Below are 13,614 nucleotides of genomic sequence, written 5' to 3'. Positions count from 1 at the left end.
AAAGCAGAGGGCCTGCCGAGGCGTTTCAGACTTCTCGGCAGGCACGGGGGACCGAGCGCCCCACGAGGACGCCTCGGCGCGACCATCGCCCACAGTCAGCGTCGACCTAGCCGAGCTGAATCAGGCGGGCAGCAGTCTGCCGATCACCTCGGCGAGCTGGGCTACATTGCGACATTCGTGCATGGTGACGATGTCGGTGTAGTCCTCGGCGGCCGAGTCGCCGGTCGACCAGGAGCGCGACGGCTCCGGGTTGAGCCAGTAGACGGCCTTCGCTCGCTCGGTGATCGCTTGCAGCGCGGCCAGATTCGGATCGGTGCGGTTGGTGCGGGCGTCGCCGAGGATCAGGACGCACGTACGCGGGCCGACAGCGTCGAGATAGTGGTCGACGAAACCCTGGAAGACCTCGCCGTAGTTGCTGGATCCGAACCGGGCGACGCCACCTTCACGGACGATGTCCTGCGCGAAGCCCGGTGACGGCGGCTCACCGGGAGTGAAGTACTGGGTGATCTCGGCACAGGTGTCGACGAAACCGAAGCTGCGGACCTTGCTGAACTGGTCCTGCAGCGCCTGCACCAATTGCAGCGTGAATTCGGCGAAACCGCTGACCGAGCCCGAAACATCGGCCAGCACAACGAGGTCGGGCCGACCGCGCTTGCGGGCCCGCAGCACCGGATCGACCGGGACACCACCGGTGGCCATCGATCGGCGCAGGGTGCGGCGCAGATCGATCTGACCGCGCACCGCCTTCTTGCGGCGCACCGCCAGCCGGGAGGCGAGCTTGCGGGCCAGTGGGTGCACCAGGCGGCGCATCTCGGCGAGGTCCTGTTCGCGAGCCCCGAGGAAATCCGTTCGGTCCGCGGAGTTCTCGACGCCGCGCCGGGCGATGTAGTCGGTGCCGCGCAGTTCGGCCGAACGCAGGCGTGCTTCGGTTTGCACATCGGTGCGGAACTGGTCGACACGGCGACGGGCCTCGATGGTGCGCACCGCCGTATCGAACTGCCCCGAGCCACCCATGGTTCGGGCGAGCTGCTCGGAGATCTCATCCGGGCGTAGCGATTTCATCGTCAGGTAGGAGGACCAGCCGGCGCCCGAAGCCTGGGTGACCCGGCCCGCGCTCTCCCCCGCACCGCCGTAGGCGCCGAAGGTGTCGAGTGCTTCGCGGGCCAGCTCGGCAGTGTCCTCACCTTGGACGAGGGTGGCCAGCAGACGCTCGCGCAGGTCCTCGGCGCTCTCGCTCGGGCGCACGGGTGGCAGCGAGACGCCGAGGAAGTACAGGTCGAAGAGTTGGTCGAAGACCTTGCGTTGGCCATTGCGGCGCAGCAAGCAGGCGGCCAGGCCCGAGCGCAGGACGCGGGGGTCGGTGGTGCCGAGAGCTACCACCGCCGCGGCCGCGTCGATGGTTTCGCTGGGGCCCGCGTGAATGTTGTGCTCGCGCAGCAGAGTGACAAAATCGACGAGCCGAGCGCCCGTGGGTGCGAAGCGCGAATCCGTTGCCGCGACAGGCGCCGAGCTGCCGAGGTGATCGCGGCTCGTCACCGCACACTGCCGTCCGTCTGATCGTCGAGGCCGAGACGGTCGATGGCCACGCGATGGTCCGACTGATACTTCAGCAGGACTCCGAGTGTCGAGCGGACCACGCCGCCGGTCAGCGTCCGCGTTCCCAACGCGACCAAAGTTCTTGCCCAGTCGACAGTTTCGGCAATCGAGGGTGCTTTGCGCAGCGAGAGCTGCCGCAGTGCGCTCACCGTCGCCACCACCGGTTCGGCCAGCGACGCATCCAGCTCGGGGACTTTGAGCGCGACGATCGCCTTCTCCAACTCCGCTGTCGGATAGTCGATATGGAGATACAGGCAGCGGCGCTTCAACGCTTCGGACAGGTCGCGGTGAGCGTTGGAGGTGAGGATGACGAAGGGCTTGCGGACGGCGGTGACCGTGCCGAGCTCGGGGATGCTCACCTGGAAGTCGCCGAGGACTTCCAGCAACAGACCCTCGAGCTCCACGTCGGCCTTGTCGAGTTCATCGATGAGCAGAACCGTGGGGTCGGGGTTGCGGATCGCCGCCAGCAGCGGGCGGGCGAGCAGGAACTCCTCGGTGAAGACGTGGTCGCGGGTGCTGTCCCAGTCCTCGCCGGATGTGGCGGTGATGCGAAGCAGCTGCTTGGCGTGGTTCCACTCGTACAGGGCACGAGCTTCGTCCACGCCCTCGTAGCACTGCAGACGGATGAGCTCGGCGCTCACCGCGGCGGCGATCGCCTTGGCGAGCTCGGTCTTGCCGACACCGGCGGGACCCTCGATCAGCAGCGGTTTACCGAGGCGATCGGCGAGAAAGACCGCAGTCGCGATATCGAGGGACGGCAGGTAACCGGCGGCCGTCAGCCGGTCGGTCACCTGGTCCACCGAGGAAAAGAAGTTACTCATCGGTAATGAGTGTATCGAGTGTTGCCGAGATGGCGGCGACGCGAGCCCCTGTAGCTCCGACGCCGCCTGTTCGGCCTCAGTACGGGTTGTCGGCCACCTCGACCCGGCCGTCCTTGATCGCGGCCTGTAGCAGGCCGTAGTCGGCTTTGCTCTGATCCGAATACGACATCGCGAAATCGCTCAGAGCCGTGTCGAACTTCTCGCTGCCACCGATATAGGCGTCGATGGCCAGCGGATCACCGGAGCGACAGTGGGCCCGAGCCAGCACGCCACCGCAGACGGCGCCATAGTTGGACAGTTGCCGGTGGGTCAGATTGTCGATATCGACGGAGCCCTTCATGTCGCGGAACTGACGCCAGTAGTGATGCACGCCCTCGGGGCCGGTGGCCCAGCCGAGGAAGATGTCGCTCGACGCCTGCATCAAGCGCTGACCGGCGACGACGCGATGTCCCTGGTGCTTGTACCGGCTCGCCTTCTGATACGGCGCCAGCACCGACGTGTCGGCCTCCTTCAACTGCAGGAACAGCGGAGCGCCGGACTCCTTGTCCATCAGCAGCGCGATGAAGCACCGGGTGCCGACACTACCGACCCCGACGACCTTCACGGCGGCCTCGACGAAGGTGTAGCGGTTGAGCAGCACGCGCATGTGGTCGGGCAGGGTGCGCCGATATTCGGCGAACAGCGCCGTCACGGTCGCCGCGTCAGGGGTGGTGATGGGTACCAGCAGTGGCGGCTGATTCTTGATCCGCGGAATGCCGTCGGCATCGGGTTCGGTGAGTTTGTCCAGCGCTTGCAGGCTGGTGCGCTTCTTGGCCGAGGCGATCGTCTTCTCCGCCAGCTTGCGGCCCTTCTTCTTCTGGACCAGCTCGAGGACCATGTCGGAGTCGACCCGGTCGTACCAGATCTCGAGACTGTCCTGCTCAGCCATCGCCTCGATGCCCTCGCGATAGCCGCGGGCGGTGGCCTCCGCCGCCGAGGCCGCGTCCTCATCCGAACAGCCGTTGCCCAGCGCCGCGACCGCGACACTGGCGACCAGGCGTTTGACGTCCCACTCGAACGGGCCGGGCAGCGTCTCGTCGAAATCGTTCACATCGAACACGAGATTGCGTTCAGGAGTGCCGAAGAGCCCGAAGTTCGACAGGTGCGCGTCACCGCACAGTTGCACGATGAGCCCGGTATCGGGACCGGATCCGAGGTCATTGGCCATGACCGCCGCGGCACCACGCAGAAAGGTGAACGGCGATACCGCCATTCGCGCCATCCGGATCGGCACCAGGCTCGGCACCCGCTTCGCGTTCTGCTTCAGCAGAATCGCCACCGGGTCCTCCCGGCCCGGCTCCGGTTTCCACTCCCCCAACGCGGTACGAGAAACCCGCTTCCGCGCCGCTTTACCGACCTCCGCCGCCTGCCGATCGAAATCCTCAACCGTCGTCATCGAGCAAGTCTCGCGCTACTGGACCACCACGGCAAGGACCAGCGGGTAACCATGCGGTGACAGAGTGCGCCACCACCCAGCAAACACGAACAACTCATCGAGCGATGACTCCCGCTATCGACCGCCGACAGCAAGGGGGCGGGTGGCGCTACGGACCAAGGCGCCTGCGCCACTCGTCGACTCGGCGGACGAGCTCCTGCCACCAGGTCCGATGCGGGTCCGGTGGTGTAGTCGGCCAGGGCTCGGGCGCCGGTTCCGGGTCAGGGGCCGGGACGAGCACCTTCCGGTGAATCCCGGTGCAGGTGAATTGGGTCGCCCGATAGGGATTCCCGTTCTGCGCCCACTCGGAGACGATGAGGGTGAACTTGCCGTCTTCGAGCCTGCTGTAGGGGTGTATGTAGCCGCCGTACAGGCGCGCGACGGTGTCGACACCGCGCGACATCCCGGTGATCGGCCGGTGTGTGTGGGTCGTGATCCAGTTCGTGTTGTCGATGCGGTCGCCGACCTTGACGAAGATCGAGTAGTCCCCCGCGTCGAATCCGGAGATCACGGCCCTGTTCTCGACATAGCGCAGGCAGATCTCGCCGAATTGCCAACCGGGCAGGATCGGCGTGGGCTCACGGTTCCAGGCCCAGTTGCCGCCGTCCCAGCCCCAGCCCTGCCAGGCGTGCGGATCGGACAGGCCGTCGACCGTCGCGCGCCACAGCAGCATGTCCTTGTTCCTGGCCAGGCCGCCGGTGGAGATGATGTGCACCCAGTCGCTGTGCGGGTCCTTGGCCCAGGAGATCATGACCCGCTTGCCGTCGAACGCGCCGCACCAGAACTTCGACCCGCTGCGCGCCCAGGTGACACCGCTGTCGTCGGATGTCCATACCTCGCACCACTTCTCGTTGCCCAGGCCCTGGGTGTACATGACCCACAGGTAGATCCGGCCGTCGATGGTCATCGCGTCGCACGGCAGGACGGTGGAGTACTCGGCGTTGTCGTGCTGGTAGTCCCACAGCTGGCGGCCGTCGGTACCCGGCGCGGTGGCCATGACGATCGGCTCGGCGGGGTCGCGCGCAGATGTGCGAGTGATGATGGGGGAACGCCAGTTCCCGATACCGCCCATCGGTGGACCGTACGGACCGTCCCCGGAGAACGAGTCGCCCCAGATGAAGCCGACATCGCCGTTGGGCAGCTCGAACGGAATCGCGAGATCACCGCCACCGAGGTCAGCCGAAGGCACAGGGTTCAGATCCGTGACGCGGATGACACACACCCCTCGGTTGGCTCGATCCAAAATCGTTGGGCTGGTGTCGTTTCCGTCACCGATTCAGGTTACCCGGAGATAGTTGAGCGATCCGATCTGCCCGAGAACGGGCTTCAGAATGCGAGCAGGGCATCGAGACTCGACCCCAGGTCGCGGTCTCGGTCGAAGCCGCGGTCGGTGCCCGGTTGCCGCCACCGGCAGACTCAGGTCGGGGACGATCTCGATCTCGTCAGCCCACGTTGTCGATGTCGGCTCGCGCGCGCAGCAGGGCCGATTCGAGATCGACAGCGATCAGAGGCGGAACGCCCTTGCCGTCGACGCGGCTACCTCATGGCAATGGAATCCGGATCCGGCGGCTCTGCGTTGCCTCCTCGCCTTCGGTACCTACAGAAAGTCCGACCAACTGGTTCCCCCGAACGGTGAACGCCGTCACCGAGGTGACCTTCGCCGGGATCGCATCGGTGACGACCAGGGAGCCGGTATCGAAGACGGTGATGCCGTTGCGCGAGGAGGTGACGACCGCGTGATCACCGAACAGCTCGGCCTGCCGCACTTGATCGCCGACAAAGGCCGTTGCACGAACGTCGAGCTCGGGACCGAGCAACCGGACGATCCCATCGGCGCCGACCACGAAGACCGCGCCGGTGCGCGCGACGAAGGCGACCGGCAGGATCGAGCCGACCGGCATCTGTTGCGCCCAGAATCTCGCGGAAGCGGGCGCGTTCAGGTCGACGACCGCGACTTGCCCGCCGGTCGTCGATACCACAAGGGAGCGGCCGTCAGGGGAGATGTCGGCGTCGGCCAATCGATATCGGCTGTCGAGCCAGCTCATCTCGATCGCGCGAACGCTGCCGTCGACACCGAGCAGTCGCACCGTTCGACCGCCGGCCGCCACGAACGTCTTCGAGTCCGAACCAGCACGAATCGAGGCGACCTCGCGACGGTCGACCGCGACCACCAGCGAGGCACTACCTCGCTCATCGATGCGCACGATGCCGTCGTCGGTGCCGATCATGGCGACACTGCCGATTGTCAGAGCGAGGGGGCTGAGTGCCTCGCTTCCCGCGTGGCCGGTGACCACCCCGGTGGCGGTGTCGACGACCGAACCGTCGCGCCGGATCGCGAATTCCGTGGTCGGCAAGGCGATCAGCGCGGTGGCATCGTCGATTTCGCGCACCTCGATACGCTCGCCCGGCATCACATAGAGCCACCCGTCCGGGGTAACCACCGCTGTTCGGGCGCCGACCGTGTCGACCACCGGGACATACCGGTTGACGCCCCAGGGAAGGTAGGGCGTCGGACCACCACCGAAAGCCCGACCGCTCGGCCCTGAGACGTAGGTACCCCACGCGGTCCCGTCCGGGTTGCAAATGGGCGGGTAACTGAAGAACGACACGTCCTCGGTGGTTACTCGCCCACCGATCCGGGAAAAGCTTATGTCGAACAGTCCACGTTTCGGCGTGACGCCGTAGACGTTCTCCCCGCAACGCGAGATCCTCGCACCGCGTTCGTCCACGTCGACCTCCGCGGGCGGCACGAGCTCGTGCGTGCCGACGTCGACGAATTCGGTCTCGGTGAAGCGGGCCGAGTGCAAGGTTCCCCGACCGTCGAGATAGTCGACGACGCGGCGGCTCTCATCGATTGCGAGCGCCTTCGGGGCAGTCGGCAGCCGATAGGTCGTACCACCGATCGGATTCGCGGCGTCACGGAACGCGGTCCGACGCAACTGCGGCCACTCCGCGCTCGACGCGACCCAGACGTGCTCGCCGTCAGCGGTTGCGACAAAGTTGACGTTGCCGGTCACTTCCTCGACTCGGCCACCAACGAAGTCCGCGACGAGCAGGAAGACGCCGTCGCCGAGCACGACCCGCTCGCCCGTCCGGGAGACCGCGATCGATGTGATCGAGCGTTCACCGAGCCCGATCGACGCGATCTCGCGTCCGCTGCGCGCGTCGAGCTGGTAGATCCCGGTACGGGTGTAGGCCACGATGATCGGTGCGTCCGCCGCCCACTGGGCGCCGACATACTCACGATGCGCTATCGAAAAGGACTGCAGCCGTCTGTTGTTCGCGTTGGCCACATTCAGTGCCGACGTCGCGGCCGACGTCGGCGCGAAACCGGCCGCTCGATGCGCCAGAGCCAACGCCTGACTCGTGTCGTCCTGATCACCTGCCTGCGACGCGGTGTTCAACGACATCGACGTATTCGCCGAACGAGTAGCCGAATCACGCTGTCGCACCGCGACGTTCAGCGCGATCAACCCGACAACAGCACAGACGGCCAATACCGCCGTGAGCACCGTCGCCGATCGAAGGACTCGCCGGCGGACCCGGTTCGCGTTGTCGATGGCGCGCTCAGCCACGACCCCCAGTCGCTCGCCGACCGTGATCCCGGCGGTGGCGGCGTCGGGACCGAGTATCGTCCTGGCGTCATCGGCGTCTGCTCGACGGAACCAGCGCTCGACCAGCCCGGGTGAGTGCGGGCCGGTCGACTCCATCCGCTGGATGAGCCGCGCGTGCGCACCGGTGATGTGGCGTCTCGACGCCAGCGGTGCGGCCAACGCGACGACGTCGGTGGTACCGGGCTGGTGGAATTCGACCCACTTTCCCCAGCTCGTGAGCGTGTCGTATTCCCTGGCACAGTTGGGCGAGGCCCACCACCGCGCAGTGTCGATCACCACGACGAGATCGGCCGCCGCGAACTCCGCCTCGATGACCTGCCAATGATCGGCACCGAAGGGCACCGCGATGCCGTCGGCGTCTGCCCCGAAGTCGCCGGTCTCATCGATCCAGACCGTGTGCCCCGCGGCGAGAAGTTCGTTACGCACCTCGTACGCGAGTTCGGTGTCGAGATGCGAGTACGAGATCGCGATGTCAGCCATGGTGTGGCTCTCCCCCGAGGTCGAATACGGAAACTTCCGCCGCGGTCGCCTCGCGTGGTGCTCGGTGGCCGGTTACCGAGCCGCCGAGCTCGAGCTTGCGCACGGTCCCGATCCCGGTGACCAGCATGAGGCCCCGCGCATCGTCGGTGAAGGCCGCATCGGTCACCATCACCGATCCAAGGCTCGGCTCACGCAGGAGTTCGGTTCCGCGCTGCGTGTCGACCACGACGATCCCGCGTTCGGTCATCACCGCGATGCGCTCGCCCGACGGCGACACACGCAGCGCGAACGGCGCGGCCTCCGCACCGATATTGCCGACGATCCGGGTCCGGCCCGAGCGCAGTGCCACGATGTCACCGCCAACTGTCACGAAGTACATGTGACCGAGGTCGATCACCTCCGCCGCGGCGATGGTCATCGCCGCGGCGCCCAGATCCACCGGGCCCGCCAGCTCGTACTCCGCGCCGGTCAGAGTTCGGAGATATCCATCGGCGGTGACCACGCTCGCCTCCCCGGCGGCGGCGAAGACCGCGACCGGCGCGCGTTCGACATCGAAGCGATGAGTTCGGTTCGTCGCGCTCGATATCTCGACAGATCCCACAGTGAGGCTGTCTGCCACGCCGACTATCGACCCGTCGTCGCTGAGATCGCCGATTCCCCGCTTGCCCGCACCGATGGCCATGGGGACCGGACCGCCCTTGGCCTGTTTGCACTCTTCGCTGAGCGATCGTGGTTGCTCGGCAAAGGCACACACGCGCGTCCGCTTCGTACCGACGGTCGCGATGTATCGGCCGTTGTCGGAGAGAAAGACATCGGTATCGAGTCCGCCGAAGTAGGGTTTCGTGCCGACATCGGCCATCGTCTCGCGGTCGATCAAGCGCGCGTACCCCGGCAGGATCGTCGTCGGATACAACCCGGCAGCCGCGTGACGGATCTGATTGCGGGCCGAGCCGAGCGGCGAGGTCTCGACCAGGTGGCTGGTCATCCGCGCGGAACTGCTCACAATGCCCATTCCGGTCGGGACGCCGAGTCGCGCGCTCGCCGGGGTGTCCCAGATCCGCAGATATTGGTCCACCGCGACAGTCGCCACCTGTCCTGTCGACAACGCGGCCAGCTGAACCCTGCCCGCGGTGTGTGCGCGCACTCGCTGGATCGCCTTGGTGGTGTACTCGGCGGCGACCAGACTGAGCGAACCGCCCGGATCGCCGACCAGCTGGTACTGACCGTCGACATCCAGGATCGACGACGCGAACGCGTCGAAATCGGTGGCTCCGGCATTGCCGGAGCCGTCGTCGAGCTCGAGATCCCACAGATTCCCATCATCGGCGATCCCGAGCGCGCGGGTGCCGTTATCGTTCACCTGTAGTTTCGAGATTCCGCGCGCGTCGACAGTTCCGGTGACCGCACCGGTCTGCGCGTCGACCAGGAACACCGACTCCTCGGTGGCGACGGCGAGATGACGGCCGTTGCGGCTGCGGTCGGCGGCCTTGATGACCGTGCCCGGCGGAGCCGCGAAAGCGTCGACGCTCGCCCCGGTTCGAGCGTCGATACGCAGCAGTGACGAGTTCCTGGCGAGCAGTACCTCGTCGTTGTCCCACCAACCGAGCAGCCGATCGTAATCGGTTCGCCAACTGGTGGATTGTGTCAACTGTTCGCGCGCTGCGACGTCGAAGACCTTGATCGGACCGGGCAGACGCTCGGTGGTCACCAGCAGCTCGCCGTCCGGGCTGAGTTCGCCGAAGCCACCACCCGGTTCCCCGCTACCTTCGTGATAGTCGAAAACCCCGATCTCATTGCCACCCGGAGCGTCGTAAACCCGGATGACTGTCTGGTCGTACGCGGTGATCGCGATGCGCGTCGAGGTCTGCGCGGCGCTCACCTCACGCGGCAGGTAGTCGAGCCGGACAGCGGTATGCGGCCAGGTCTGCGCCGCGACGGCGGCGGCGGCACCACGGACGGCGTCGGTCGCAGCATGCTGCTCGGCTCGTGTGACCAGAATGCTCGGCAAGTCGGGATCCGACCCGATCAGCTCGACGGCGACCCTACTGAGACGGTCGGCCGTGGCGGCGTCGGCGGCTCGGTCGGCGGCCGATTGTGCTCGACGCGCTCCCACGGTCTGCACGGTCGCGAAGGTGACCAGCGCGGCCAACGCGACAATGGTCACCGCGAGCACAGCGCCCGTTCGACGGCGACGCCGGGCCACCGCCGACGAGCTCGCGGCGACGAACGCGCGCACCGTCTCGACATGGGGTGACGATCGGGCGGGGACGGACCGAAGGAGCCCGTGGGTCGCCGACAGCGCCGACTCGTTCAACAACGCCGTCGACTCGGCCGTTCGCCACTTCGAGGCCTGGTCGACGAGTCTGGCCCACTCGACGATATCGGCGCCGCCGTAGCGGGCGATCGCGGTGACCCGCTTGGCGGCATCACTGACCGTGACCCGGGGCAGATAGCACGGATTGAGTTTGTCGAACGGGTCGGGCACGTCGGGGACGTAGGCCATCGGCACCACCGTGCGGTAGCGACTGGTCACCTCGGTCAAGAGATCCATGCCGGTCCGCTCGACCTCGTCCGCCATTGCCTCGCTGAACACCACGACCAGCGTCGCATCCGACGGTGGCTCGGCCTGGGGGGCACCTGTTCTCACCCCTTCCGCGTCAAAGGCGGCCAGTAGCGGCTGGATTCGGTCCGCGTCTTCGGGCCGGTGGAGCACGTCGATTCTGATCACGTCGAGTACCTCACTGCGTTACGGATTGTTGCCCGGCAGGTCGAGTCGATTGGAAAAGGTTCCTGTGCAACAGATTTCATCGGCATAGTACGAGTTATGGCACCGCGAGGGCGGAGGTTCCGGCCGGTAACATCGAGATTGTTCCGGCCGCACACCACCAATGGGTCGTCTATTCTCGACCGCACAGCTGATCGACTCTGCCGCAACAGGACTGGACCAAACGGTCGCTTTCCCGGACGGCAGCGATCCCTCTCGCGGTCCCATCGGAGAAACCATGAGCACCCAGATCGACACACCGGTCCGCCCTGACCACGGCGACGATGACGTCGCCTGGGAACGGCTGACCGGACAGTTGACGTGGTACAGCACCAAGGCCGCGGCTGCTCAGCGCGTATACAAACGGATCAAGCTGGCGCAGATCGTGATCGGCGCACTGCTACCGGTCGCGGCACTGGCCGCCCCCGCTGTCATCACCGCGACCATCGCGGCTACCCTCGTGGCGGCCGAGGGAGCCCTGCAGCTGTTTCAGTGGCAGTCGAACTGGATTCGCTATCGCGCGACGGCGGAGGCGCTCAAACGCGAGAAGTTCCTGTATCTGGCCAAGTCCGGGCCCTACCGTGACGGCGGGCGCAAGCGGGCACTCGCCGATCGCACCGAGGCGATCATCGCCGCGGAGACGTCGTCATGGGTCGCGCTGCACGAAGACGCCGACGAGACACAGAAGTAGCTATTCGAGTTCGGCGGATTCGGCGATCCGGGCACGGAGAGCGGCCGCGACGGCGACCGGGTCCGCGATCGAGACGACCGTGGTGAGCGGGGAGTCCGCGATCGCCAGGGCGCGGTCGTTCGTCCCGATCGTCCTGGCATCGGCGATCTCGTCGGCCGTTCGACCCGATCCCGCCAAAACGACAGCCGCCCTACCCACCGCCAAACTGTTGAGCGCATCCACATAGGCGATGGCACCGCCGTTGACGAGCATCGTCACCGAGCCCGCACGGCCCGCGATCGCCGTCGCCACCGCCGCCAACCACGGCGACTCGTCACCCCACTCCGAGCCCGGCACCAGCACGATGTCGGTGTGCCCCGGCTCGACGTGCGCCCAATCCGGACTTCGAGGTGGGGGCGCTCCGGGTAACCGCACTGTGCCTTCGGCCACCACACCGACCAGCCGGAAAGTCGCGTCCGCCGAGCGCCGCGCATCACCGACCATGCGCATCACACCCGCGTCGGTGCCGCCGTCGACGACCACCGCGCCCAGCTGTTCGATCAGCGGCACAACGTGCTCGACGAGGAGACGGGCCAGCGGACTGTCCGGGTCGACGGGCAGCCCGGCGGCGCCGCCGACCAGCACGAGAACCGGGCGACCGGGCGTCAGCGTGGTCCGTCGCAGGGATTCGTCGATCGTATCCAGCGAATCCAGGATGGTGATAGTTGGCGGGGGCACGGCGCTCTTTCTGTCGACTTCACTTGTGACGCAACATACTTCGTTCGCTCAGGGCTGATCCGCGAGCCCACGCGAACCAGGGGCCAACCCCTCGATCAGCGCGTCCCAGTATTCGTCGTCGCCGTCACAGTAACTACGCAATCGCCTGATCGTGGTGTAGGTCGATTCCTTTTCCATATCACTCGGCGTTGTGCCGAGCGCCTGGTCCAGCCAATCCAGCGCATCAGGCATTCGGCCGTCGTAGATCGCGAGCTCGATCATGGTGGCGTAGTCCCAATACGTTGCCCCACCTCGGACGATGCGGGCGCGTGCCGCGTACTCCACCACCGGAAGCAGCTGCGCGAGACGCTTGCTGCGTCGGTCATCGATCCACAGCAGATGAACCGCGTTGATGCCAGGGTAGTAGTCGCGCCAGTCGAGCTCGAATCCGGCAGCGTAGGTGTCGATCGCGAGCCGAAGATACCCGCGCGCCTGCGGTGTGCCCTGCGCGGCGGACCATCGATCCTTATAGATTCTGCCGAGAAGGCCGAGGGTCTCACTACTGCTGCCGTACTCCTGACACAGCTCACGCAGTTCGTTTTCGGCGACGATGCTTCCCGGCTGCAATCGATTTCGCGCGAAGGCCCGCTGCTCGCGCACGGTCACACTGCGGGCGAGCGAGGGCGGAAGGTCATCGACCAGGTCGATCATCTCCCGCCACATTCGAAAGTCCCGATAGGCCAGCAACAGATCGATCAACAGGCTCTCGTCGTACCCGTGGAGGTCCGACAGCGCCAGACGGACCCGCGATATCTGCTCGACGGCCTCTTCGCGTCCACGACGGTCATCGCCGCGCGCCGCCTCACGTGCCTCGTCGAGTTGCCGACGGACCGCTTCGGAGACTTCGAAGCGGTCGTTGAAGGCCTCGAGATCGGACTTCGAGAGCTTGGGCGTCGTCAGCCCGGTGAACAGCTCGAACAACGGGCTGTCGGTACGTTGTTCGGCGCGTGCGAGCCGCAGCTGTTTCGTCAGCTCCGCGCGGTCGACCTCCGGGCGGCTCGGGCACCCGACCGCGTCCAGCTCGTACCGGTGGACTCGCTCAGGAGCGAGATCGAACGGCAATCGGAATCCCGCGGCCGAGATCAGGACGGTACTCCAGGGTCGAAGGGCATGGCGGATTCCGAGCTCGTAGTACACGTTCGCGTTGGCTTGCGTCAGGTCCGCGACCACGTAGTCACACACCATCAACCGCTCGAACATCGCTCGGTGAATGAACCCACCGAACTGCTCTTCGTCGGCCCGCAGGCAGGCCATGCCCGCGTCCTGCACCGCGGGCTTGACGATCGACTCGTACACCCGGTCGAATTCGATCGCCGAGGCCGCCTCGCCTTTGGTACCGAAGGGCATGATCACGAAGCACAACGGCTTCGCCGAGAAAACGCTGTCGTTCATGCTTGACCGTCCGATCAGCTTGCACC

9 protein-coding genes are annotated in these 13,614 nt (G+C 66.3%); 1 reads left to right on the top strand and 8 read right to left on the bottom strand.

The window, feature by feature from the left end; translation table 11 throughout:
• Positions 1-120 precede the first annotated feature (120 nt).
• From ACFVVI_RS00095 to ACFVVI_RS00070, 6 genes are all read right to left on the bottom strand, one after another.
• Positions 121-1,536, bottom strand: coding sequence for a VWA domain-containing protein (locus ACFVVI_RS00095; RefSeq protein WP_387442038.1), 1,416 nt, complete (start codon positions 1,534-1,536; stop codon positions 121-123).
• Positions 1,533-2,417, bottom strand: a complete 885-nt coding sequence (locus tag ACFVVI_RS00090; protein WP_387442036.1) for an AAA family ATPase — start codon at positions 2,415-2,417, stop codon at positions 1,533-1,535. Before ACFVVI_RS00090 ends, ACFVVI_RS00095 begins: the two co-directional genes overlap by 4 nt.
• A 76-nt stretch (positions 2,418-2,493) precedes the next feature.
• Positions 2,494-3,852, bottom strand: a complete 1,359-nt coding sequence (locus ACFVVI_RS00085; protein WP_387442034.1) for a DUF2252 domain-containing protein — start codon at positions 3,850-3,852, stop codon at positions 2,494-2,496.
• Between the two features lie 148 nt (positions 3,853-4,000).
• Positions 4,001-5,080: a DUF4185 domain-containing protein gene (locus tag ACFVVI_RS00080; RefSeq protein ID WP_387442032.1), complete on the bottom strand. Its 1,080-nt coding sequence runs from the start codon at positions 5,078-5,080 to the stop codon at positions 4,001-4,003.
• Positions 5,081-5,432: 352 nt separating this feature from the next.
• Positions 5,433-7,985 (bottom strand): TIR domain-containing protein, encoded by a 2,553-nt coding sequence (locus ACFVVI_RS00075; protein WP_378992069.1) that lies wholly within the window; start codon positions 7,983-7,985, stop codon positions 5,433-5,435.
• On the bottom strand, positions 7,978-10,713 hold the full coding sequence (locus tag ACFVVI_RS00070; protein WP_378992068.1) for a WD40 repeat domain-containing protein: 2,736 nt from the start codon (positions 10,711-10,713) through the stop codon (positions 7,978-7,980). Before ACFVVI_RS00070 ends, ACFVVI_RS00075 begins: the two co-directional genes overlap by 8 nt.
• Before the next feature lie 274 nt (positions 10,714-10,987).
• Here ACFVVI_RS00070 and ACFVVI_RS00065 point away from each other — a divergent pair, with 274 nt between their 5' ends.
• Positions 10,988-11,440, top strand: a complete 453-nt coding sequence (locus ACFVVI_RS00065; protein ID WP_378992067.1) for a DUF4231 domain-containing protein — start codon at positions 10,988-10,990, stop codon at positions 11,438-11,440.
• On the opposite strand, the gene ACFVVI_RS00060 is transcribed toward ACFVVI_RS00065, so the two are convergent.
• Together ACFVVI_RS00060 and ACFVVI_RS00055 are read right to left on the bottom strand one after the other, a co-directional pair.
• On the bottom strand, positions 11,441-12,157 hold the full coding sequence (locus tag ACFVVI_RS00060) for a hypothetical protein (RefSeq protein ID WP_387442028.1): 717 nt from the start codon (positions 12,155-12,157) through the stop codon (positions 11,441-11,443).
• A gap of 48 nt (positions 12,158-12,205) precedes the next feature.
• On the bottom strand, positions 12,206-13,588 hold the full coding sequence (locus ACFVVI_RS00055; RefSeq protein ID WP_387442026.1) for a TRAFs-binding domain-containing protein: 1,383 nt from the start codon (positions 13,586-13,588) through the stop codon (positions 12,206-12,208).
• Positions 13,589-13,614: the final 26 nt, after the last annotated feature.

Origin of the sequence: Nocardia sp. NPDC058114 (genome assembly GCF_042884695.1) — a bacterium.
Classification (GTDB): Bacteria; Actinomycetota; Actinomycetes; order Mycobacteriales; family Mycobacteriaceae; genus Nocardia.
This window is presented reverse-complemented; position numbering and strand designations above follow the sequence as displayed.